The sequence below is a fragment of the Aquabacterium sp. genome (assembly GCF_014378415.1).
In the GTDB taxonomy this organism is placed as follows: domain Bacteria; phylum Pseudomonadota; class Gammaproteobacteria; order Burkholderiales; family Burkholderiaceae_C; genus Aquabacterium.
Genome location: NZ_JACMNS010000104.1, coordinates 32,895 through 51,905, shown reverse-complemented (window position 1 = coordinate 51,905; position 19,011 = coordinate 32,895). Strand labels below are relative to the sequence as shown.

The following is a 19,011-nucleotide window of genomic DNA, read 5'->3' as shown; positions in this document are numbered from 1 at the left end:
CGCGCCGCGACCTCCGCCTCGACCTGCTCGTCGGTCGGGATGATCCCCTGCTCGTCGAATTCGTCGCGGACCTCGGTCCGGATGATCGAGTCCTGCGCTTGCGCTGCCGCTTCAGCCGTCGCTGCGACCTCACCGACCAACCGGTTGCGCTGCGCCTCGATCTCATGGCTGCTGATGACGAGAAGGTTGACGACCTTGCCTCCCTGGAACTCAACTGCCTGCACCTCGTAGGTCTCGCCGCCGTCCAGCTCGCGGGCTTCGATCCGCGCAATGGCATCGCCTACTTCAAGCTGGAACAGCTGCGGCTCGGTGTCCACGTTGGGCTGCGTGAATGGGCCGCGGTGCATGCCGGGCGCGCTTGCGTCGAGGTACTCGCGATTCTCCAGGCCCTCGACCCGGTAAATGAGGTGCGTCGCGTTGCCTTCCGTGTCGCGCACCGCCTCCCGGATGACGACTGATTCAGCGGGCTCAGTGGCGCGCGCGAGCGCTGCTGTGCCCCACAAGGCCAGCCCCTGCGGACTGACCAGTGTGGCGCCCGGCCGAAGGCCTATCTGGTGGCTGGCGGTGAAGAACGGATCCCATCGGCGGCGAACAATCGTGAACTGGTTCGGAACGACGTCCAGCAGGGCGGCGTCGACCTTCTTGTCAGTCTTCTCCTCGACGACCCACTCGGCGATCGCCTTCTGCGTGATGTACTTCCCGGCCTCAAGTGCGGCGAAGACCAAAACTGAATAGGGCCCCAGGAGCGGCACGGTGGCCAGCGCGATCACGCCGAGGAGGATGTCGGCCAGGATGCTGGCCTGAACGTCCGCGCCCGAAGTCCACGACATGATCCCTTCGGCGTCGAGCGCCTCGTAGATGTAAATGTGCACCGTGAAGTTTGGATCGGGCAGGTTATTGATTTCGTACTCGCCCTCCACTGAGACTTTGAGCTGGTTGTCGGTCAACACGGACCGGGCATCGATCTCGACCACGTCGAAAAGCTTTTCTTCTTTCTTCATGACCGGGTGGTGGTATCCGGACCCGGACCGTCGTGCCATGCGGTGATAGGCATCGTGGGCAAAGTCGCCGTAGATGCTTGCTCTGGTCGCGACTGTGATGTCGGCGCGGGGCTCGAGGATGTTCTGCGCCAGGGTGAGGTCGCCGCGCGGCCCGAGCACGTTGTCCTCCTGAGGGCCGGCACGCAGTACCAGGTTGATGTAAAGCCCCAGTGCCGCTTCGCGCTCCACATTGCCGGCCAGCTTCTTCATGTGGATCTCGCCAATCCGGCCGCCGGACCCGAGGTTGGTCATCGAAATGTCTTGGTTGATCATTGGCTGGAGCCTCGCTAGCAACTCCGCCTGCGGCAGGCCGTTGCCAGCGGCAAGGGTCACGATCGGCCCGCCAATTTCGAGCAGTTCAAGCTTCAGCTTCATCGCGCCCAGACCGGTTCCGTCGGTGTCCGGCGTGGTGTTCAGGCTAATGCCGATGTACAAATCAATGAACGCAATGCCCGATTGCATACCCCGCGCCAAGTTGAGCCAGACGCTCACTTGCAGATCCGCGCCCATAGGGTGCGTAGGCAGAATCTGGACAGCAAACGCCTCGTCGCCGGCCGCCTCGAGTGGCTGGGGGACATTTGCATCGACGACATAGGCCCGATCGAGGGCGGGCGGGATCAGCACCTGAACTTGGATCGGATCGCCGCCGCCGCTAGGCGTGAATGTCTCGCCAGTCCGGATCAGCCCCGTCTCGACAGCGGTCAACAGTAAATACTGCAGATACCTTTCGCCCATCGCCACCTCGACGTCGTACCCACTGGTCACACGTGCCTGGTCCATGACTGGCCTCCATTGAAAATTGGAATTGAGAAATCAAGGTTCATTCGCCAATCGCCAATCGCGATTAGCGGCCAAGCGGGGGCTTCCGCGCTGATGCTTATTCATGCCGGCGGCGGGATGCTGTTCGTTGGCTGGCCAGCACACACCAAGCGAATCATTTGGTTCTTACCGCAGAAATACCCACCAGCAAGCGGTGTAGATGCAGTCCGCGAGGCTGTCGCAAGGAGCATCGTGTCGGCTCATGGTGTGAGACTCCAAAGGGTAGGCTTGCAAAGCGAATGTTCACTAAATGTGAAACAGGATCTACCCTTGGAACTAGGGGTGAGTCAAAGAACGCCCCCCTAATTTGGTGACGCTAGCGTTCACCCGGCAACTCGCAGGGCTAAAGAAGGCTTTTGGTTTTCACCAAACAAGCCCTTCCCTGCTACTTCAACTCCGCCGAACTCTTCCCCAACAACCTTCGCGCAATGATCAGCAACTGAATCTGCTGCGTGCCTTCGAAGATGTCGAGGATCTTCGCGTCGCGCGACCACTTCTCCAGCAGCGAGGTCTCGGTGTAGCCGATGCTGCCCGCCAGTTCGACGCATTTCAAAGCCACGTCCACACAAGTGCGCCCCGCCTTGGCCTTGGCCAGCGAGGCTTCCAGCGAATTGGGCCGCCCGTTGTCGGCCATCCAGGCCGCCTGCAAAGTCAGCAGGCGCGCCGCCTCGTAGTCGGCCTGCATGCGCACAAAGTCAGCCACGGCCGAAGGCTGCCGATGCAGCGGGCGGCTGTAGTCCACCGTCAAGCCGCAGTCTTTCAGGATCTGGCCCATCTCTTCGATGCAGGCGCGCGTCAGGCCCACGGCCATCGAGGCCACCAGCGGACGCGTGTTGTCGAAGGTCTGCATCACACCGGCAAAGCTCTTCTCGGGGTTCACCTCGGGGTCGCCCAGCAGGTTCTCCTTGGGCACACGGCAATTGGTGATCATGAAGTGCGCGGTGTCGGAGGCGCGGATGCCCAGCTTGTGCTCCAGGCGCACCAGCTCGAAGCCCGGCGTGCCCTTCTCGACCACGAAGGATTTGATCGCAGCGCGGCCCAGGCTCTTGTCCAGCGTGGCCCACACCACCACCAGGTCGGCGCGCTCGCCCGCGGTCACGTAGATCTTTTCGCCATTGAGCACATAGTGGTCGCCGTCGAGCTTGGCGCTGGTTTTGATGGCGGCCGAATCGGAGCCGCAGCCCGGCTCGGTGATGGCCATCGCGGCCCAGCGGCCCTTGAAGCGCTTGAGCTGCTCCTCATTGGCCACCGACGCGATCGCGGCATTGCCCAGGCCTTGGCGCGGCATCGACAGCAGCATGCCGACATCACCCCAGCACAGCTCCATGATCGACAGGCAGGTGGAGATGTTGGTGCCGTTGCGGTTGCCTTGCGACGCGTCAGCCGCGTCACGGCGCACGCCGGTGGCGCCCGTGCCGCCGACATCGCTGTTGCCTGCATTCATGCCGTCGATCACGGCGGCCATCATGTCGAGTTCGACCGGGCGGCTGTGCTCGGCGCGGTCGTACTTGCGCGAGATGGGGCGCAGCACTTCGGCGGCGGTCTCGTGGGCCTGGCGCACCAGGGGCTTGAACTTGCGGGGGATTTCGAGGTTGATCATGAAAGGCCTTTGAATGGAGTTGGATGCCGAAAGGAAGCCGACGTCAAATCAACAATCCACCCTCCATCACACCGACCGCGCGCAAGTCGCGGTACCAACGTTCCACCGGGTACTCGGTGACAAAACCATGGCCGCCCAGCAACTGCACGCCATCGCTGCCGATCTGCATGCCCTTGTCGGCGCACAGGCGGCGTGCCAAGGCGGCGGCCTCATAAAAATCCACGTCCGCATCGACCAGGCTGGCGGCGCGCCAGGTCAGCAGGCGCATCGCGTTCAGCTCGATCGACATGTTGGACACGGCAAACGCCACCGACTGCCGGTGGCTGATCGGCTCGCCGAAAGCGTGGCGGTCGTTCACATAAGGCACGATGAAATCCAGCACGCCTTGTGCGCAGCCCGTGCCCAGCGCACACCACGCCAGGCGCGACAACTGGATGCATTCGCGGTAGGCATCAAACGCGCCTTCGGCCAGCAAGGCCTTGGCAGGCACCAACACCGCGTCGAGCTTCAGGCGCGCGGTGCCTGCGGCGCGCAGGCCCATGGCACGGTCCTCTTCAACCGACAAGCCCTTGGTGGACGACTCGATCACGAACAGCGCCGGGCCCTGGCCCTCGATGTGCGCGGCCACGATGAACAGCTCGGCGCTGGCGGCCAGCGGCACCATCGACTTCAGGCCGTTGATCACATAGCCACCACCGCTTTGCGCCACGGCGCGGGTCTTCAGCTCGAAAGGGTCGAACAAGGGTGTGGGTTCCTGGATGGCCAGGGCCGCTGCGGGCACGTTCTCACCGGCGAAATCGCCCAGGTAGGCGGCCTGCTGATCGGCATTGCCCCACAGCACCAGTGCCGTGCTCACGGCCGAGGGCGCCAGCGCCGCAAAGGCCAGGCCCATGTCGCCTTCGGCCATGGCTTCGGCGATCAGCACATTGGTCACGGCCGAGCGTTCAGTGCCCATGCCGCCCAGCGCCTCGGGGATGCCCAGCGAGGTGATGCCCAACTCGGCGCATTGCGCCAGCAGCTCAGGCGGCGCGGCGTAGGCCATGTCGGCCTGGCCGGCGGCTTCGCGCAGTTGTTCCATCGCGAAGGTGCGCGCCGCTTCGCGCAGCATCTGCTGGTCTTCGGTGGGCGCCAGGTCGAACAGGTCGCCCGCACCGCGTTTGGACAAGCGTTGCGGTGAGCCCAGGTTCTTCACCGCCTTGAACGCGCGGTTGGCGGCCGTCACAGCCTTGAAACCCACCTTGGTGCTGTGGTACAGCACCTGTTCGGTCGGCTTGCGCAGGCCCAGCGAATCCAGCTTGGGCGAGGCGGCCATGCGGCTGAGGGTGCGCAATCCAATTCGTGTGAGCGATGTCATGTCGAAGTCGTGAAATGAGGGATCCCATGATCTTGCGACCCGCCGGTCGCCGATACTTGCCCCTTTGCGCCAATCAACTTGACCCGACCTGCCTCGCCCAGCCCGCCGCCATGAGTTCCCCGCCGCCTTCCTTGCCCGCCTCCGACGCCTCTGCCCTGCGCAGCTGGCTGCTGGCCGCCAAAAGCGCGGTGGACAAGCGCGGTGTGGACGCCGACGCCCTGCTGCGCGAGGTGGGCCTCGACCTGTCGACCCTGAGCGACCCCATGGCCCGCTACCCCGCCCACCTGGGCTTGGCCTTCTGGCAAAAAGCCCTGCAGGCCACCGGCGAAGAGCTGTTGGGCGTGGACGTGGCCCTGCAATTCCTGCCGCTCAACTTCACCGCCCTGGGCTATGCCCTGATGGCGTCCGAGAACCTGGCCCAGATGTACCTGCGCCTGGCGCGCTACGCCCACGTGGTGACCGATGCCGCCGACGTTCGCTTTCACCTGGAAGAGGGCGTCGGCCGGATCACCATCACGGGCGACCAGGCCCTGCTGCGCGCCGCCAACGCGGCCACCGTCTGGAGCATCTTCGACTACGCCATGCTCACCCTGGTGCGCGGCTCACGCATGCTCTACGGCCGCGACTTCGTCCCGCTCGAATTGCGCCTGCAGCGCCAGCGCCCCAAAGACCATGCCAGGTTCGAAAAAGTCTTCCGCTGCACGCCCATCTACGGTTGCGAGGACAACGCCTTGTTGGTCGACCACACCACCCTGCACAAGCCCCTGTCCTTCGCCAACCTGGAAGTCGTCAAGGCCAGCGAAGAAGCCATGGACCGCTACCGCTCGCACTGGCCTGATCGCGGCTTGCCCCAGCAACTGGCCGCCGTGCTGAAAGAGATGCTGCCCAGCGGTGAACCCCGCCAGGACGACGTCGCCCCGCGCCTGGCCATGACCCTGCGCACCCTGCAGCGCCGCCTGGCCGAGCTGGGCACCAACTACCGCGACGTGCTCAACCAGACGCGCCACCAGCTCGCGCTCGATTACCTGGCCGCCGCCCAATACTCCGTCGGCGAGATCTCCTTTTTGCTGGGCTTCTCCGAAGTCAGCGCCTTCACCCGCGCGTTCCGCCGCTGGACTGGCACCTCGCCCAGCACCTGGCGCCAAGCCGTCGCGCCGACACGCCCACCCCATGCGCATTGACGACATCCGCCAGCGTTTGCGTGCCCACGGCGCCAAGCCTTGCCATGAAGACAAGATCCTGCGCTTGTGGTCGCAGGCGCTGCCCTTGGACAGCGGCAAGCGCCGCCCGGAAGACTTCCTGCCGCTCGGTGTGCGCAACGCCCTGCCCGCCCTGCTTCATGACCTGAACGCCCTGGCCCGTGTGCGCTCCGAACACCCCGCCGAAGACGGCTCTTCCCGCCTCCTGATCGGCCTGCAGGATGACCAGACCATTGAAAGCGTGCTGCTGCCGCGCGACGGCCTGTGCGTGTCGTCCCAAGTGGGTTGCGCCGTCGGCTGCGTCTTTTGCATGACCGGCAAAGACGGCCTGCTGCGCCAACTGGGCAGCGCCGAAATCGTCGCCCAAGTGGCCCTGGCCCGGGCCCGCCGCCGCGTCACCAAGGTCGTCTTCATGGGCATGGGCGAGCCCTCGCACAACCTGGACAACGTGCTCGAGGCCATCGATCTGCTGGGCACCTGCGGCGGCATCGGCCACAAGAACCTGGTGTTCTCAACCGTGGGCGACCCACGCGCCTTCGAGCGCCTGCCGCTCGGCATCGTCAAGCCCGCCCTGGCACTGTCGCTGCACTCCACCAAGCCCGAGCTGCGCGCGCAATTGCTGCCCCGCGCGCCGCGCATCGACCCGGCAGAGCTGGTCGAGCAAGGCGAGCGCTACGCCCGCGCCACCGGCTACCCGATCCAGTACCAGTGGACCTTGATCGACGGCCTCAACGACAACGAGGAAGAGATGGACGGCATCGTGCGCCTGCTCAAAGGCAAGTACGCGCTGATGAACTTGATCCCGTACAACACGGTCGACGAACTCGACTTCAAGCGCCCCTCGTGGGAGCGCGCCGCCGAGATCGCGCGCAGCCTGCACCGGCGCGGCATCCTGACCAAGCTGCGTCAGTCGGCCGGGCAAGATGTGGACGCCGGCTGCGGCCAATTGCGCGCCCGTGATGCCCACAAGGCCGCCGTGATCAAGCCACAACCCGTGCGCATCGTCCGCCCTGAAGTGCGCCCACGATGATCGAAGTCCGCCACCTCAAATCCCTGGTCGCCATCGCCGACGCCGGCAAGCTGGCCACCGCCGCCGAGCGCGTGCACCTCAGCCAATCCGCCCTGTCCCACCAGATCCGCGCCCTGGAATCGCACCACGGCCAGGCCCTGTTCGAACGCACCCGCCAGGGCCTGCGCTTCACCCCCGCGGGCGACCGCTTGCTGGCCCTGGCCCGCACGGTGTTGGCCGACATCGGCGCCGCCGAGCGCGACCTGCAGCGCCTCAAAGGCGGCGCCGGTGGCGAGTTGCGTATCGTGCTCGAATGCCACACCTGTTTCGACTGGCTGATGCCCGTGATGCACGAGTTCCGCCAGCGCTGGCCCGAGGTCGAGGTCGACCTGGTGGCCGGCTTCCACGCCGACCCGCTGTCCTTGCTCAAAGAAGGCCGCGCCGACCTGGTCATCGGCTCCAAGCCCAAGGCCCAGCGACCCTGGTCGGTCGAGCCCTTATTCCGTTTCGAGATCCTGGCCGTGGTCGCCAACGAGCACAAGCTGCGCCACAAACGCCACCTCACGGCCCAGGATTTCGAGGGTGAAACGCTCATCACCTACCCCGTGCCCGAGCAGCGCATCGACCTGATCCGCGAAATCCTCAAGCCCGCCGGCGTTGAACCCGCCCGCCGCACGGCCGAGCTGACGGTGGCCATCGTGCAACTGGTGGCCAGCCGCCGAGGCATCGCCGCCCTGCCCAGCTGGGGCCTGCAAAGCTACCTGGAGCACGACTACGTCAAGGCCGTGCCCATCGGCCCCAAGGGTCTGTGGAGCGAGCTGCACGCCATCTGCCCCAAGGCCCTGGCCACCCAGCCCTACATGCAGGACATGGCCCTGATCATGCGCCAGCAGTGCGCCAAGTTGCCCGGCATCCAATGGCTGGCCTGACCCAAAGCGCGAGGCCAAGGGTCAACCCGCAGCGTTAAACGCCCCAACCGTCAGGCGATTGACAGTTGACGCCCCCTGATTTCAGGGGAAAGCTGCCCACCCACGGGGAATGCCCAGGGCCTGAAAAAAAACACTGTGTTTTAAACTTGAGGTCATTGGAAGACACCTTTCACCCCATGGAGCGTTGACATGACTATGAAATCACTGATGCTGACCACGGCCAAGGCCGTCGGCGTGACCCTGCTGACCAGCCTGGCGGCCCACGCTGCCTACTTCAAATGGGAAATGATCGAGCTACCGGCCTCCACCGGCGCCACCTGCGGCAACGGCACCCCCTACCGTTTCTTCGTCAACCGCACCCCGCTGAACAGCAAGGCCGTGGTCATGTTCGAAGGCGGCGGCGCCTGCTGGGACCAGTCCGCGTGCAAGGGCGGCTCGCTGCTCAACGCCGTCAACCCAGATGGCATCCCGGAGAACTACATGAGTGACTGGAACCGCCAGGCCCACCTCGGCCTCGTGACGCCCTTCACCGCACGCATCCACCCGCTGCAAGCCGTGCAGACCCAAAGCTGGAACATCGTCTACCTGACGTATTGCACTGGCGACGTGCACACCGGCAACAAGGTCAACGTGTACAACAACACCGACCCGGCCAACCCCATGACGTACTTCCACCGCGGCGCCATCAACGCGCAAGCCGTGGCGAACTGGATGGCCAAGAACATGCCCCAGCCCGACCACCTGCTGCTGACCGGTTTCTCGGCCGGCGGCGTGGGCTCCACGGCCAACTACGCGGCCTTCCGCACCACGCTCAAGCCCAAGAAGATGGCCCTGGCCGCCGATTCAGGCCCGCTGTTCAACGTGCCCCGCACCGCCACGCCTGAGCAAGCACCGTCTGTGCTGCTGCACAACAAGATCCGCGAAGTCTGGGGCCTGGACGGCCCTGAGGGCCTGGTCACGCAATTGATCAGCAAGTACCCCGGCGCCGGCGACGTGAACAACATGGGTTCGATCACCGCGGGCCTGGGCAAGATCTTCCCGAACGACCGCATCGGCTACACGATGTTCCAGGAGGACACCAACTTCTCGGCCTTCTCCTACCAAAAGTTCTACCCCGAGATCGCCAACGCCGCCACGGACGCTGACCGCCTGAAGATGCTGAACGTGAAGTGGCGCCAGGAAATCGCGCCTTGGATCGCCCAGATGACGCCCACCAACGTGGGCTATTACATCCCCAACAAGCGTGACATCAATGGCTCACACTGCACCACCATCGTCACCTTCGGCGGCACCAGCATCGTCGAGCAGAAGCTGAACCACGTGGGCGAGTTCATCGACAACCTGCTGGACGGCAAGGGCCCGGTCATGCGTGCCTATGAAACCAAGCCGACCACCCAGCGCGTCTTGCTGAGCGACATGTTCGCCGACTGGCTGGCACCTTTGATCCCCTGATTGATGGCATCAAAAAAAGCGGACTGTTGCCAGTCCGCTTTTTTCACATCAGCTTGACAAAAATCAGACTGCTTGACGGCGACGAGCCACCAGACCGACCACACCCAGACCGGCGAAGATCAAGGCCAGGGACTCTGGCTCAGGCACGGCCGAAGGCGTGGCGTACGCACTGCCGAGGTAGGTGTAAATGCTTGGGAAAGCACCTGTCACCTTCAAAGTGTGCGCACCAGCCGTCAAACCGGCAAAGCTGAACCCGTAACCCGTCGTGGTCGACGTCAACGAAGTGGCCATGCCATCGATCAGCACAGAACTGAAGGTGGCGCCGTAGCCACCAATCGAACCGACCAAATCGCTTTTGTTGCCCACCGAGAAGGTGAACAGATCAGCGATCGTGCCGCCAGTGGCAAAAGCGCCTACGCCCAGGAACAGGGCAGGCGTGGGCGTCAAGGCACCCAGATCACCGCCTGGCAAAGCTGGCGCACCCGCCAGCGCCGAACCTGCCACCACGAGGGAAGCAGCGGCTACCAACATTTTCAATTTCATAAGCAACCTCCAATAGTTTATCCAACGGATCGCTGACCCAAAAAGCTTCGAGACCGCGACTGTTCTTTTATAGGTCCAGGCGCCGAGCGGTCATACCCCCTGTTTCAGGGGGTAAAGGTAACAACCCTAGGTCGCCAGCGTTACAAATGAGGTGAATGATTCATGTCGCGTGTCACGGAAACGCAAAAAAGGCCCCGAAGGGCCTTTTTTCTTGGCTGGCGAAAAATCAAGCTGCCAGGCGCTTCTCGATCTTGGCCTTGGTGGCGGGCATCTCGGCCGGCAGGTGATACGACAGCTGCTGGAACAACTCGTCGTGCAGCTTCAGCTCTTGCGTCCAGGCGGCGGCGTCGATGCCGATCACCGACTGGAACTGCTCCTTGGTGAAGTTCAGGCCGGTCCAGTTGAGGTCTTCGTAGGTCGGGCTCAGGCCAAAGGCGTTGTCCACGCCCTTGGTCGTGCCAGCGATGCGGCCCAGGATCCATTCCAGAACGCGCATGTTCTCGCCATAGCCAGGCCAGACAAACTTGCCATCGGCGCCCTTGCGGAACCAGTTCACGCAGTAAACCGGAGGCGTCGGGTGGCCCGCCTTTTGCAGCTTGGCGCCCATGTCCAGCCAGTGCTGGAAGTAATCGCTCATGTTGTAGCCCATGAAAGGAAGCATGGCGAAGGGATCGCGGCGGACCACGCCTTGTTGGCCAAAGGCGGCGGCGGTGGTCTCAGAGCCCATGGTTGCGGCCATGTACACACCTTCGGTCCAGTCCTTGGCCTCGGTCACCAGGGGCACGGTGGTCGAGCGGCGGCCGCCGAAGATGAAGGCATCGATGGCCACGCCAGCAGGGTTGTCCCACTCGGGGTCGAGCGCCGGGTTGTTGGTCGCGGCCACGGTGAACCGGGCGTTGGGGTGGGCCGCCTTGGCGCCGGTTTCCTTGGCGATCTGGGGCGTCCAATCCTTGCCTTGCCAGTCGATCAGGTGTGCTGGCGGGATGTCGGTCATGCCTTCCCACCAGATGTCGCCGTCGTCGGTCAGGGCCACGTTGGTGAAGATCGTGTCGCGCAGGACCGACTTCATGCAGTTCAGGTTGGTCAGGTCGTTGGTGCCAGGGGCCACGCCAAAATAGCCAGCTTCTGGGTTGATGGCGTACAGGCGGCCATCGCCACCCGGCTTGATCCAGGCGATGTCGTCACCGATGGTGGTGACCTTCCAACCGTTGTAACCCTCGGGCGGGATCAGCATCGAGAAATTGGTCTTGCCGCAGGCGCTGGGGAAAGCCGCCGCGATGTGCGACTTCTTGCCTTGCGGATCGGTCACGCCCAAGAGCAGCATGTGCTCGGCCAGCCAGCCTTGGTCGCGGCCCATGGTCGAGGCGATGCGAAGGGCGAAGCACTTCTTGCCCAGCAGCGCATTGCCACCATAGCCCGAACCATAGGACCAGATTTCGCGGCTCGTGGGGTAGTGAACGATGTACTTGACGGTGGGGTTGCAAGGCCAGACGCTGTCTTTCTCGCCAGCTTCGAGCGGGGCGCCCACGGTGTGCACGCAAGGCACGAATTCGCCATCCGCGCCCAGCACGTCGATCACGCCCTTGCCCATGCGGGTCATGAGCTTCATGTTGACGGCCACGTAGGCGCTGTCAGTCAGTTCAACGCCGATGTGGGCGATGGGCGAACCCAGCGGCCCCATGCTGAACGGCACCACGTACATGGTGCGGCCCTTCATGCAACCCTTGAACAGGGCATCTTCACCCGTTTGCAGCTTGGCACGCATCTCCAAGGGCTCGCACCAGTTGTTGGTGGGGCCGGCATCTTCCTTGCGGTCGGCGCAGATGAAGGTGCGGTCTTCCACGCGGGCCACATCGGACGGGTCGGTCACGGCCAGGTAGCTGTTGGGGCGCAGTTCGGGGTTCAGCTTCTTGAAGCTGCCAGCGGCCACCAATTGGTTGCAGAAGCGGTTGTATTCTTCTTCAGTGCCATCGCACCAGTGAATGTCCTTGGCCTGCGTCAGGGCGGCAATTTCGGCCACCCAGGCGATCAGCTTGGCATTCTTGACGTAAGCGGCGGCGTTCAAAGGCACCCCCTGCGAGACGGTTTGGTTCATGACGATGGCTCCAAAAGTAATAAACAGGGTCTCGACAGCGCGGCCATGGCTTGACGGCTGCGCTCTCGACACCCTGCCGGCTGACACTCCCGGCAGAGAATGCCCAACAGCGAAACCTCGTAGTTTAGTCCACCCCTCATCGTTTGAGTTCCCCCCCTTTCCGAGGGGTTTCCGCCGGGATGCCAACTCTGTCACACCGCAAACACCGCGCCAGCTTGTCGGCAAGCCCGGGATTCCACTGCGCGACAATAGGCCGTGCCCTTGATAAGGTGAAACGATGAATCGACGGGATTGGATGGGATGGACCACCGGTTGGCTGAGCCTGCCCGGCTGGGTTTGGGCACAAAGCACGGAGCCGGTGCGCCTGGGGGTCGATGGCCTGCTGCAGGACACCGGGCTGGCCGGGCGCTGGAAAGCCGGCATGGGGCGCGACCTGGGCTTGGCGGCCAATTGGGTGCGCGAACCCTCGGGCACTATCTTGCGGCAACTGGAGTCGGGCGAGTTGCCCATCGGCCTGTTCCTGAGCCACCCTTTGGCCGACCGTTTGGAACAACAAGGCCTGATCCACGACCGCCACACGCTGGCCCGCACCCAGGTTTTGCTGGTGGGCCCCTCGTCCGACCCGGCCGGCGTGCGCGGTGAGCGCGACGTGGTCCGCGCCCTGCACCAGATCCTGGCCGGCCAGGCGGCGGGTGCTTGCCACTGGCTGCCGGCGCCCCAGGATTCGGCGCTGGCCGGCCTGAGCGACACCTTGACCAGCACCTTGGGCGCCCAGCATTTGCCCGCCCGGGCGGCCAGCAGAACGTCGGCAGGTGTTTCACTGCCTCCTTATCAATGGTTGACCCTGGCTGATTGGCAAACAATGTCCCGTGCTGAACGCAATGCCCGCAAGGTCCTGGTCGACCAGGATCCCCGCCTGTGGCTGAGCTGCCAGGTGGCGCGCTCTTTCAAAACGCCGCACCCCGCTGGCAAGCTGCTGGTGAAGTGGCTGCAAGGCCCGTTGGGGCGACAGGCCGTGACGGCCTCAGGATCGGTGTGGCAAAAAGCACAGGGCTGAGGCCATGAGTACCTGGGAGCTCGACGCCATCTGGCTCAGCGGGCAGATTGCCCTGCTCACGTTGTTGATCAGCACGCCGCCGGCGGTGGTGCTGGCCTCGGTGATGGCCAAGGCTCGGTGGCATGGTCACTGGCTACTGAACACGGTGGTGCTGCTGCCAATGGCCCTGCCACCCGCCGTGGTGGGCTTTGCCCTGCTGATGGGCCTGAGCGATGACGGCCAGCTCGGCCACTGGCTCGGCAACCTGACCGGCTGGACGCTGAGTTTCTTCCCCAGCGGCGCGGTGCTGGCGGCCAGCCTGGTCACCCTGCCCCTGATGGTGCGCGTGCTGCGCCCCGCCTTCGAAGCCATCGATCCGATGATGGCGCCACTGGCCCAGACACTGGGCGCCTCGCCCTGGAGCGCCTGGTGGAGCATCACCTTGCCGCTGGCGGCACCCGCCGTGCTGTCGGCCATGGCCCTGGGCCTGGCGGCGGCCTGGGGCGAAACCGGCGCCACCTTGGTGCTCGCCTCAGCCCTGCAACCCAGTCCCCGCGTGGGGCACCCCGAGCACAGCGTGCCCCTGGCCCTGGTGCAGGCCTTGCGCTCTCCGGACAACCTGGGCGCCGCAACCCGCCTGGCTCTGGTCTCGGTGGGCGTCGCTTTCGTGGCGGTCTTGCTGAGCGAGGCTGGGCGTCGCCATTGGCAGGGCCGGTGGGCCACCAGCAATGCGGGGCCACGGGCATGAGCGACAAGCGGCCACGCGTTCTGCCACTGCCCCTGAGCGTTGAACTGCGACTGCAGCAACCCGGGCTGGACATCCAGGCCCAGTTCCGCGTGCTGCCGGGGCGCGTGTGCGCCATCGTGGGGCGCGCAGGAGGCGGCAAATCCGCCCTGCTCAAGGCCACGGCCGGGCTGCACCCCTCGCTGGGCGGTCGAGTCGCCTTGGGCAACCAAGCCATCTACGACTCGGTGGCCGGCATCAACCTGCCCCCTCACCAACGCCGACTGGCCTGGCTGGACGGCCACGCGCACCTGTTCCCGCACCTGAGCGTGCAGGGCAACCTGGAATATGGCCTGGCGCGCGCACCCAAACCCGTGAACGGCCCCTCCTTCGACGCCGTGACCCAATGGCTGGACCTGCGCTCGCTGTTCAAAGCCCGCCCTGCGCGCCTGACGCCCTCGCAGCGCTTCAAGGTCGCTTTGGGCCGCGCCCTGCTGTCCGCCCCCCGGGCCATCTTGCTGGACGACCCCCTGAGCGGCGTGCCCGAGCACGACCAGCCGCCCTTGCTTGAATTGCTGGCCCAAGTCCCTGCGCGCTCCAAACTGCCGGTGGTGCTGGTCAGCCCGCGCATGAACGAAGTGATCCGCATGGCCGATGACGTGATCGTGCTGCACGAAGGGCGCATGACCAGCGGCGGCCCCGTCACCCAGATCCTGTCAGACGTGTCCCTGTCCACCTTCCTGGAAGGCGTGAACGCCGGCAGCGTGATCGAGGGCGAGGTCAAACGCCACGACATCGAATGGCTGCTCAGCGAGATCGACGTGGCCGGCCAACGCGTGACCGCCCCCGCCGTGCTGCACGCGGTCGGCCGCAAGGTGCGCCTGAAGATCCGCGCCCGCGACATCAGCCTGCACCGCGACCTGCTAGAGGGCAGCGGTGCCAACAATCAACTGCGCGGGCGCATCACGCAGATCATGCTGGCGGGCGAGAACGGGTCTTACGGCGCCGTGGGCGTCGAGCTGGATCACGTGCGCGAAACCGGCGACTTCTCCATCCAGGCCGGCGTGCAGATCTGGGCCCTGCTGACCCGACGCTCTATCCAGCAGATGGACCTGGCGCCCGGCCAGCCTTGCGTGGCCAGCTTCCAGGCCATGTCGGTGGCGGTCTCTTCCTGGCGTTGATTTTGCTATGCTTGAGCGGCCTTCATCGCTTTAATCGCCGCCCAGGAGTTGTCCATGCCTGCCCTTGTTGATCGCCGCGTGTTGTCCGTCAACACCGCCCCGGCCCAAGCCCTCGTCATCGACGGCAAAACCGTGGTCACGGCCATCGGCAAGCGATCGGTCAGCTCATTGCAATCGCCCGAGCGCATTGAGGTCAAGCCCATGGGTCTGCACCTGGACGAACAGGCCGACCCCACCGTGCATGGCGGCCTGTCCAAGGCGGTCTACGCCTATCCCCACGAGCACTACCCCTTCTGGCAAACCGTGCGCTCGCAGGCCAAATCGCAGGCGTGGGACGAGGCCCTGCCGCACGGCATGCTGGGCGAGAACCTGACCCTCACCGGCCTGCTGGAGGCCGATGCCTACATTGGCGATGTGCTGAAGTTTCCGAACTGCACGCTGGCCATCAGCGAGCCGCGCCACCCCTGCTTCAAGTTCGCGGCCGTGATGGGCTTCAACCAGGCAGTCAAGATGATGGCGCAGTCGGGCTACTGCGGCTTTTACCTGGCGGTGCGGGTGCCGGGCACCATCGCGGCCGGTGAAAGCTACGAGTTGATCCCGGGTCCGCGGCAGGTCGGCATCGCCGAGCTGTTCAAGTCCGACATGCGGCGCAGATGATCCTGGTCGCTTGACCGGGCCAGTCAGCCCAGGGTTTCGATGATGGCGTTGGACACACCACTCATCACGTGCCCGGCCGGCACATGGCGCGCCGCGCCATCGACGTGACCGGTCTGGTCGTCGAAGAAAAAGTCGGGCTCGAACTCGCGCAGGAACTCGCCCTTGGGCAGGCCGCCCAGGAACATGGCTTCGTCCACCTCAATGTCCCAGTCCATCAGCGTGCGGATGGCGCGCTCGTGGGCGGGGGCGCTGCGCGCGGTGACCAGGGCGGTGCGGATGCGCATGCCGCCTTCTTCTCCCAAAGCCTGGCCGCGTTGCTGTAAATCGTGCAAGGCCTGCAAAAGCGGCTTGAAGGGCCCGGCCGGCAAGGGCTTGGCGGCGCGCTCCTGTTCGTGCAGCTGGAAGGCATCCAACCCCGAGCTTTGAAAGACCTGCTCGGCCTCGTCCGAGAACAGCACCGCGTCACCGTCAAAAGCAATGCGCACCTCGCGCGGGTGGGCTTCACCGGCATGGGCCGAATGGGGCAGCACGCGCGCTGCGGGCACGCCTTCCAGCAGGGCCGAGCGCACATCGGCCTCGTTGGCCGACAAGAACAGGTGCGCCCGCAAAGGCCGCAAATAGCGGTAAGGCGATTCGCCCCGCGTGAACACACCTCGCTGAATCGGCAAGCCATAGTGACGCGCCGAGCGGAACACCCGCATGCCGGACACCGGGTCGTTGCGCGACAGGATGACCACCTCCACCCGCTGCTGATCGGGCGAGTTGAAGGCCAGCAGCTTGCGCACCAGCGAGAAGGCCACGCCCGGCTTGGCGGGCTCGTCCAGGCGCTTGAGCTGGTGCTTCATGTAGGCCCGGTCGCCCGCGCCCTGGTCAAACAGCAGGTTCTCTTGCTCGAAGTCGAACAGCGCCCGCGATGAAATCGCCACCACCAACTGCCCTGACAAACTGACGGCCATCTGGATGCTCCCTTGCAATCATTCGAATTGAAGGGACCAGTATCGCCGAGCGGCGCGCCGTCAGCTTGTCATCAGTGCAGCGTCATTGCGTAAACCCCATCGGCGTGCGGCGGGCCTGGGCATCGGGCAAATCGCGCGTGTCCAGGCAGTGCCGACAATCCAGCTTGGCATTGCCAAACGCCGTCATCAAGGCGCGGCGCATGTCGCGCGGCGCCAGGTGGCTCAGGCTGGCCAGCACGGCCTCATTCAGGTCGGGATCAAAACGCTGGCCCCAATCGTGGTCGGCGCGGATGCTGCGGTACAGCTTTGACGCGATCTTGCGCGCGGCCTCCTCGCTGGGCATCTCGATCTCGAACACGTTCATGCGGTTGAGGATCGGATCAGGGATGCCGCGCGCCTCGTTGGCCGTGGCCACCCAGATCACCTGGCTGGCATCGATGGGCACATCCGCGAACTCGTCGGTGAAGTGGCCTGCGGTATCGTGCTCCAGCAGGCTGTACAACGAGCCCAGCGGGTCGTAAGCATGCTCGCCGCCGCTCTTGTCGATCTCGTCCACCACCATGACCGGGTTGGCGTATTGGCCTTCAACCAGCGTTTCAAACACCTTGCCCGGCCGCGCGCCCTTCCATTGGCTGGACGAGCCTGACAGCACCCAACCGGCCGTCATCGAACTCATGGACACGAAGCCCATGCCCGTGCCCAGCAGTTGCGAGACTTCGCGCGCAAAGTGGGTCTTGCCGACACCGGGTGGGCCCAGCAGCAACATGGGCGTGATCTCAAGCGCATCGCGGCTGTCAGCGCACAAGGCCAGTTGGCGCCGCAGGTCGTCCAGGGCCTCGTGGAAATTGGGCAGATCGTCGTAGAGGTAGTCCATGGCCGGCAGGCCTGAGGGCTTGACCTGAAAGCGGTCGGGCCCCATCTCCAGCATGCGCTCGTAGGTGGCGCGCAAGGATTCGTGTTCGCGGGGCGGCAGCTTGCCCAGCTTCTTTTCGACTTCCTCAAGCCGATAGACATGCCGCATGTGCGCGATGGGGATGCGCGGGCCAGCGCCCTCTTTTTGCACCGTGACCAGTTCACAACCAGTGTTCATGCTCAACCTCCGACAACGAAGACGCTGAGACATCATGCAACAAACGCCCCCCGTCGCGAGCCCCTGATCAAGGGGATTCACTCCGCCTATATCGTGCTTACTTCACCCAGGTGTTCATCTGCATGATCGGCATCATCACGGACATGACGATGAGCATCACCATCAGGCCCATGAACACGATCAACAAGGGCTCGAGCACCGTGGCAATCGCCAGGGCCTTGCGCTGCACTTCGGCGCTGAGCTGTTTGGCCGCGCGTTGCAGCATCACGGGCAATTGCCCGGTCTGCTCGCCCAGGCGGGCGAACATCGACAGCAAGCCAGGGAATCTCTTCTTGGCGGCCAGGGCCGAGGCCAAGGGCGCACCTTCGCGCACCTGCACCAAAGCCTCCATGGCATCGGCGCGCATGGCGCGGTTGGACAAGGTTTCAGCGGCAGCCTGCAAGGCTTTCAAAATGGGCACGCCGGATCCAGCCAGCATGGCCAAGGTACCGGCAAAACGCGCAGCGTTGTAACCGCGAATCAATCGGCCGATCACCGGCACACCCAGGGTAAAGCTGTCGAACTTGCGGCGAAACGCCTCACCCCGCAAGGCGAACACCAGGGACGTGAAGCCCCCGATCATCAGCAAAATCAACAGCCAACCCCATTCACGCATGAAAGCGCTCAGGCCCAGCATGACGCGGGTCAGGATGGGCAAAGCCCGCTTGCTGCTGGTGAAGACCTGGGCCACCTGCGGCACCACGAACACCAGCAAAGCGACCACGACCACGATGGCGAACACCGACACCACCGCCGGATAAAGCGTGGCGCCAATCAGCTTGGAGGTCAACGCCTGCCGCTCTTCCAGGTCATCGGCCAGCTTTTCAAGCACGGCGCCCAACTGGCCGCTTTGCTCACCCGCCGCTACCACGCCACGGTAGACATCGTCGAACTCTTTGGGCGAGCCAGACAGCGCCCGCGCAAACGGCGACCCGGCGTTGACCTCAGAGCGCAAATGCGCCACCAGCTCGCGCTGATGCGGGTCTTCAGACTCGTCGGCCAGGGCCGTGAGCGCCCGCTCCAGCGGCAAGCCCGCCGACACCAGGCCCGACAACTGGCGCGTCCAAATCGCCAGCGACGTCGAGTTGAAGGCCCTGCGCGTGAACATGCCTTGCTGCTGGCCCTGCGCCTCGGTGACCATCACCAATTCGATCTTCAAGGGCACCAATTGCTGCGAACGCAGTTGCGCGCGAGCGGTCTTGGGGTTGTCGGAATCGACCAGACCGGTGACAGTCTTGCCACTGGTCTCCAGGGCTTCAAAACGGAAGGCAGGCATGGTGTCTTAAGT

The 19,011-nt window shown here is 64.6% G+C and carries 16 protein-coding genes; 8 read left to right on the top strand and 8 right to left on the bottom strand.

The window, feature by feature from the left end; translation table 11 throughout:
• The 3 genes from H7225_RS09500 to H7225_RS09490 all read right to left on the bottom strand — a co-directional run.
• A partial coding sequence (locus H7225_RS09500; RefSeq protein WP_290661189.1) for a hypothetical protein occupies positions 1–1,820 on the bottom strand: 1,820 nt, incomplete at its 3' end.
• 424 nt (positions 1,821–2,244) lie between these two features.
• A complete protein-coding gene (locus H7225_RS09495; RefSeq protein ID WP_290661187.1) occupies positions 2,245–3,459 on the bottom strand; it encodes an acyl-CoA dehydrogenase family protein in 1,215 nt (404 codons plus the stop codon).
• A 43-nt stretch (positions 3,460–3,502) separates the two neighbouring features.
• Positions 3,503–4,813, bottom strand: a complete 1,311-nt coding sequence (locus tag H7225_RS09490) for an acyl-CoA dehydrogenase family protein (RefSeq protein ID WP_290661185.1) — start codon at positions 4,811–4,813, stop codon at positions 3,503–3,505.
• Positions 4,814–4,923: 110 nt separating this feature from the next.
• Between H7225_RS09490 and H7225_RS09485 the strand changes: the two genes are divergently transcribed.
• From H7225_RS09485 to H7225_RS09470, 4 genes are all read left to right on the top strand, one after another.
• A complete protein-coding gene (locus H7225_RS09485) occupies positions 4,924–5,994 on the top strand; it encodes an AraC family transcriptional regulator (RefSeq protein WP_290661183.1) in 1,071 nt (356 codons plus the stop codon).
• On the top strand, positions 5,984–7,042 hold the full coding sequence (locus H7225_RS09480; RefSeq protein ID WP_290661181.1) for an RNA methyltransferase: 1,059 nt from the start codon (positions 5,984–5,986) through the stop codon (positions 7,040–7,042). The genes H7225_RS09485 and H7225_RS09480 overlap by 11 nt, the downstream gene beginning before the upstream one ends.
• A complete protein-coding gene (locus tag H7225_RS09475) occupies positions 7,039–7,950 on the top strand; it encodes a LysR family transcriptional regulator (protein WP_290661179.1) in 912 nt (303 codons plus the stop codon). Before H7225_RS09480 ends, H7225_RS09475 begins: the two co-directional genes overlap by 4 nt.
• 189 nt (positions 7,951–8,139) lie before the next feature.
• Positions 8,140–9,402, top strand: a complete 1,263-nt coding sequence (locus H7225_RS09470; RefSeq protein WP_290661177.1) for a pectin acetylesterase-family hydrolase — start codon at positions 8,140–8,142, stop codon at positions 9,400–9,402.
• Positions 9,403–9,465: 63 nt separating this feature from the next.
• Here the strand turns inward: H7225_RS09470 and H7225_RS09465 are convergent, their stop codons facing one another.
• Together H7225_RS09465 and H7225_RS09460 are read right to left on the bottom strand one after the other, a co-directional pair.
• On the bottom strand, positions 9,466–9,945 hold the full coding sequence (locus H7225_RS09465; protein WP_290661175.1) for an FxDxF family PEP-CTERM protein: 480 nt from the start codon (positions 9,943–9,945) through the stop codon (positions 9,466–9,468).
• A 226-nt stretch (positions 9,946–10,171) separates the two neighbouring features.
• Positions 10,172–12,040, bottom strand: a complete 1,869-nt coding sequence (locus H7225_RS09460; RefSeq protein ID WP_290661173.1) for a phosphoenolpyruvate carboxykinase (GTP) — start codon at positions 12,038–12,040, stop codon at positions 10,172–10,174.
• Between the two features lie 277 nt (positions 12,041–12,317).
• Between H7225_RS09460 and H7225_RS09455 the strand changes: the two genes are divergently transcribed.
• Genes H7225_RS09455 through H7225_RS09440 form a run of 4 tightly spaced genes read left to right on the top strand, consistent with a single transcriptional unit; the run spans position 12,318 to position 15,638 of the window.
• On the top strand, positions 12,318–13,097 hold the full coding sequence (locus H7225_RS09455) for a substrate-binding domain-containing protein (RefSeq protein ID WP_290661171.1): 780 nt from the start codon (positions 12,318–12,320) through the stop codon (positions 13,095–13,097).
• Between the two features lie 4 nt (positions 13,098–13,101).
• A complete protein-coding gene (locus H7225_RS09450) occupies positions 13,102–13,824 on the top strand; it encodes an ABC transporter permease subunit (protein WP_290661169.1) in 723 nt (240 codons plus the stop codon).
• A complete protein-coding gene (locus H7225_RS09445; RefSeq protein ID WP_290661167.1) occupies positions 13,821–14,981 on the top strand; it encodes an ATP-binding cassette domain-containing protein in 1,161 nt (386 codons plus the stop codon). The genes H7225_RS09450 and H7225_RS09445 overlap by 4 nt, the downstream gene beginning before the upstream one ends.
• A gap of 54 nt (positions 14,982–15,035) precedes the next feature.
• The gene (locus H7225_RS09440) at positions 15,036–15,638 is read left to right on the top strand and encodes an MOSC domain-containing protein (protein WP_290661165.1); all 603 of its coding nucleotides are present in this window, start codon (positions 15,036–15,038) and stop codon (positions 15,636–15,638) included.
• A 23-nt stretch (positions 15,639–15,661) separates the two neighbouring features.
• On the opposite strand, the gene H7225_RS09435 is transcribed toward H7225_RS09440, so the two are convergent.
• The 3 genes from H7225_RS09435 to gspF all read right to left on the bottom strand — a co-directional run bounded on the left by H7225_RS09435 (position 15,662) and on the right by gspF (position 18,999).
• Positions 15,662–16,594 (bottom strand): 5'-nucleotidase, encoded by a 933-nt coding sequence (locus tag H7225_RS09435; protein WP_290661163.1) that lies wholly within the window; start codon positions 16,592–16,594, stop codon positions 15,662–15,664.
• Between the two features lie 82 nt (positions 16,595–16,676).
• Complete coding sequence (locus H7225_RS09430; protein WP_290661161.1) at positions 16,677–17,684, bottom strand: AAA family ATPase; 1,008 nt, start codon at positions 17,682–17,684, stop codon at positions 16,677–16,679.
• 97 nt (positions 17,685–17,781) lie between these two features.
• Complete coding sequence (gene gspF, locus H7225_RS09425; RefSeq protein ID WP_290661159.1) at positions 17,782–18,999, bottom strand: type II secretion system inner membrane protein GspF; 1,218 nt, start codon at positions 18,997–18,999, stop codon at positions 17,782–17,784.
• Positions 19,000–19,011 lie beyond the last annotated feature (12 nt).

Bases quoted from the DNA above. Each gene is read 5' to 3' on its own strand.
- H7225_RS09455 (WP_290661171.1), top strand. From the start codon at position 12,318: ATGAATCGACGGGATTGGATGGGATGGACCACCGGTTGGCTGAGCCTG.
- H7225_RS09470 (WP_290661177.1), top strand. From the start codon at position 8,140: ATGACTATGAAATCACTGATGCTGACCACGGCCAAGGCCGTCGGCGTG.
- H7225_RS09460 (WP_290661173.1), bottom strand. From the start codon at position 12,040: ATGAACCAAACCGTCTCGCAGGGGGTGCCTTTGAACGCCGCCGCTTAC.
- H7225_RS09495 (WP_290661187.1), bottom strand. From the start codon at position 3,459: ATGATCAACCTCGAAATCCCCCGCAAGTTCAAGCCCCTGGTGCGCCAG.
- H7225_RS09490 (WP_290661185.1), bottom strand. From the start codon at position 4,813: ATGACATCGCTCACACGAATTGGATTGCGCACCCTCAGCCGCATGGCC.
- H7225_RS09480 (WP_290661181.1), top strand. From the start codon at position 5,984: ATGCGCATTGACGACATCCGCCAGCGTTTGCGTGCCCACGGCGCCAAG.
- H7225_RS09475 (WP_290661179.1), top strand. From the start codon at position 7,039: ATGATCGAAGTCCGCCACCTCAAATCCCTGGTCGCCATCGCCGACGCC.
- H7225_RS09440 (WP_290661165.1), top strand. From the start codon at position 15,036: ATGCCTGCCCTTGTTGATCGCCGCGTGTTGTCCGTCAACACCGCCCCG.
- H7225_RS09450 (WP_290661169.1), top strand. From the start codon at position 13,102: ATGAGTACCTGGGAGCTCGACGCCATCTGGCTCAGCGGGCAGATTGCC.
- H7225_RS09430 (WP_290661161.1), bottom strand. From the start codon at position 17,684: ATGAACACTGGTTGTGAACTGGTCACGGTGCAAAAAGAGGGCGCTGGC.
- H7225_RS09485 (WP_290661183.1), top strand. From the start codon at position 4,924: ATGAGTTCCCCGCCGCCTTCCTTGCCCGCCTCCGACGCCTCTGCCCTG.
- H7225_RS09435 (WP_290661163.1), bottom strand. From the start codon at position 16,594: ATGGCCGTCAGTTTGTCAGGGCAGTTGGTGGTGGCGATTTCATCGCGG.
- gspF (WP_290661159.1), bottom strand. From the start codon at position 18,999: ATGCCTGCCTTCCGTTTTGAAGCCCTGGAGACCAGTGGCAAGACTGTC.
- H7225_RS09465 (WP_290661175.1), bottom strand. From the start codon at position 9,945: ATGAAATTGAAAATGTTGGTAGCCGCTGCTTCCCTCGTGGTGGCAGGT.
- H7225_RS09445 (WP_290661167.1), top strand. From the start codon at position 13,821: ATGAGCGACAAGCGGCCACGCGTTCTGCCACTGCCCCTGAGCGTTGAA.